Raw genomic sequence first — 2892 nt, 5'->3', positions numbered from 1 at the left:
CCCCGACCCGCCCTCGGGGCCGGAGCCGACGGCGGAGGCCGGGCCTGGATCGGCGGGGGTGCCGGCGTACTCGTCGACGTGCAGTTCGGTCTCGCCGTCGACCGGGCCGGTCCAGCGCACGGTCAGCTCCTCCAGGGCCTGCTCCTGCACGAAGGCCACCAGGCCCTCCCGGTACAGCTCCAGCAGCGCCAGGAACCGTGCCACCACCTCCAGGGTGGCCTCGCAGTCCGCGCACAGCAGCGAGAACGTCGCCGTGCCGGCCCGGCGCAGCCGGGAGGCGAGGATCGCCGCGTGTTCGCGGACGCTGACCCGGACCATGTGCACGTGGGCGATGGACACCTCCGGCACGGGCTTCGGGGTCATCGCCCGCACGGCCAGCTTCAGCAGTCGCTGCGGGCCGATGCCGAGCACCAGGTCGGGCAGCGCCTCGGCGTAGCGGGGCTCCAGGCTGACCGCCCGGGGATACCGGCGACCGCCGACCGCCTCCAGCTCGGCGATGTGGGCGGCGGCCTCCTTGTACGCCTTGTACTGCAGGAGTCGGGCGAAGAGCAGGTCGCGCGCCTCCAGCAGGGCCAGGTCCGCCTCGTCCTCCACCTCGGCGGCGGGCAGCAGCCGGGCCGCCTTCAGGTCGAGCAGGGTCGCGGCGATGAGCAGGAACTCGCTGGCCTCGTCGAGGTCCCAGCTGTCGCCCATGGCGCGGATGTAGGCGATGAACTCGTCGGTGACCGTGTGCAGGGCCACCTCGGTGACGTCGAGCTTGTGCCTGCCGATCAGTTGCAGCAGCAGGTCGAACGGGCCGGTGAAGTTGGCCAGCCGCACCGTGAAGCCGGTGGCAGCCGTGTCGGCAGCCAGGTCGGCGGGCGGGGCGGCGGGCGGCACGCCGTCGACCACGGCCGCAGCAGCGGCTTCGGGCGGGTCGAGGGGTGGCGCGGTCACCGCACGACCGTAGTCCACGACACGGACACGGGGCGTTCCGGCTACCGCTCCGACTGGGCGGCGATCACCTCACGGGCCAACTGACGGTAGTTGCGCGCCCCGGAGGACGCCGGGTCCATCGTCGTGATCGGGGCACCGGCCACGGTGGACTCGGGGAACTTCACCGTCTTGGTGATGACCGTCTGGTAGACCTTGTCGCCGAACGCCTCGACCACCCGCTGGAGCACCTGCCGGCAGTGGGTGGTGCGGCTGTCGTACATGGTGGCGAGGATGCCTTCGAGTTCCAGGTCGAAGTTGAGCCGCTCGCGCACCTTGTCGATGGTGTCCAGCAGCAGCGCGACGCCGCGCAGGCTGAAGAACTCGCATTCGAGGGGGATGAGCACGCCGTGCGCGACGGTCAGCGCGTTGATCGCCAGCAGGCCGAGGGACGGCTGGCAATCGATGAGGATGTAGTCGTACTCCTTGCGGACGGTCCGCAGCACCCGGGCGAGGGCCATCTCCCGGGCGACCTCGTTGACGAGCTGGATCTCGGCGGCGGAGAGGTCGATGTTGGCCGGCAGCAGGTGCAGACCCGCGACGTCGGTCTTGATGAGGACGTCCTCGGCGGTCACGTCGTCCTGCATGAGCAGGTTGTAGACGGACAGGTCGAGGTTGTGCGGGTTGACCCCCAGGCCCACCGAGAGCGCGCCCTGCGGGTCGAAGTCGACGAGCAGCACCTTGCGGCCGTACTCCGCGAGGGCCGCGCCCAGGTTGATGGTGGTCGTGGTCTTGCCGACGCCACCCTTCTGGTTGGCCATCGCGATGATGCGCGCGGGGCCGTGCCGGTCGGTGGGCATCGGCTCGGGGATCGGCTTGCGCATCGTGTAGGCAGCCGGGTCCGCGGGACCCAGGTCCGCGCCGAGCGTGGCCTGCTGCTCGCGGAGCTCCGACGTCCAGGTCTCGGCACGGTCACCGTTGCCAGCCATGTGCTCGTTGCCCCCTCCCGACGACCCACCCGGCGTCGGAGCCGTCCGACGTCCTTCGCGGCGCCGCTGCGCACCCCGGTCGTGTCGCCCCAGGAGGTCCGCGCCGATGCCGACTGTACGCCACCGACCAGCAGGGCGTTCGGCACCGGCCCGGCGTGTCGAAGCCGACGACGGCCGGGGTTCAGCCGAGGGCGCGCGGGTGGGCCGTGGCGTACACCTCGCGCAGCCGCTCGACGGTGACGAGGGTGTAGACCTGGGTGGTGGTCACCGAGGCGTGGCCGAGCAACTCCTGGACCACCCGGACGTCGGCGCCGCCGTCGAGCAGGTGGGTGGCGTACGAGTGGCGCAGGGTGTGCGGGGAGACCGCGGCGGCGCCCTCGACCGGCAGGCCGGCCCGCCCGGCGGCGCGGCGCAGGATGGCCCAGGCGCCCTGCCGGGACAGCGCCCCGCCGCGCGCGTTCAGGAAGACGGCGGGGGTTCCCTTACCGCCGGCGGCCAGAGCGGGGCGGGCCCGGACCAGGTAGGCGCGCACCGCCTCGACGGCGTACCCGCCGATCGGCACCAGCCGCACCCGGCCGCCCTTGCCGCGCAGCAGCACGGTGCCCTCGTCGGCGTCGAGGTCGTCGATCGCGGCGCCGATCGCCTCGGAGATCCGCGCGCCGGTGCCGTAGAGGAACTCCAGCAGCGCCCGGTCGCGCAGCGCGAGCGGCGCGTCCTCGCCGGTCGCGGTGATCGCACCGGCGGTCTCCAGGAGCCGGACCACGTCGTCGACTCCCAGCGCGCGGGGCAGCCGGCGCGGCGGGGTGGGCGGGCGGACGTCGCGACTGGGGTCGGCGCCGGCCAGCCCCTCGCGCAGCGCGAAGCGGTGCAGGCCGCGGACCGCGCTGGCCGCGCGGGCGGCGGACGACACGGCGAGGGGCGGATGGTCGTCGTCTCCGGCGCGCAGCCGGGCCAGGTGCGACTCGACGACGCCGGCGCCGACCGACGCGAG

At 73.5% G+C, this 2892-nt stretch carries 3 protein-coding genes; all 3 read right to left on the bottom strand.

The window, feature by feature from the left end; translation table 11 throughout:
* On the bottom strand, positions 1-954 hold a 954-nt coding region (locus AB0J68_RS30320), incomplete at its 3' end, for a segregation/condensation protein A (RefSeq protein WP_363942089.1).
* 23 nt (positions 955-977) lie between these two features.
* Positions 978-1901 (bottom strand): AAA family ATPase, encoded by a 924-nt coding sequence (locus tag AB0J68_RS30315; RefSeq protein ID WP_030334877.1) that lies wholly within the window; start codon positions 1899-1901, stop codon positions 978-980.
* Positions 1902-2082: 181 nt separating this feature from the next.
* Positions 2083-2892, bottom strand: an 810-nt coding sequence (locus tag AB0J68_RS30310) for a tyrosine recombinase (protein ID WP_363942085.1), incomplete at its 5' end; no start/stop codon positions are given.

The organism is Micromonospora sp. NPDC049580 (genome assembly GCF_040675595.1).
In the GTDB taxonomy this organism is placed as follows: domain Bacteria; phylum Actinomycetota; class Actinomycetes; order Mycobacteriales; family Micromonosporaceae; genus Micromonospora.
Note: the sequence above shows the minus strand (reverse complement) of the source record. Positions and strands in the feature narration are given on the sequence as shown.

Coding starts and splice junctions, on each gene's coding strand:
- AB0J68_RS30315 (WP_030334877.1), bottom strand. CDS start 1,901: ATGGCTGGCAACGGTGACCGTGCCGAGACCTGGACGTCGGAGCTCCGC.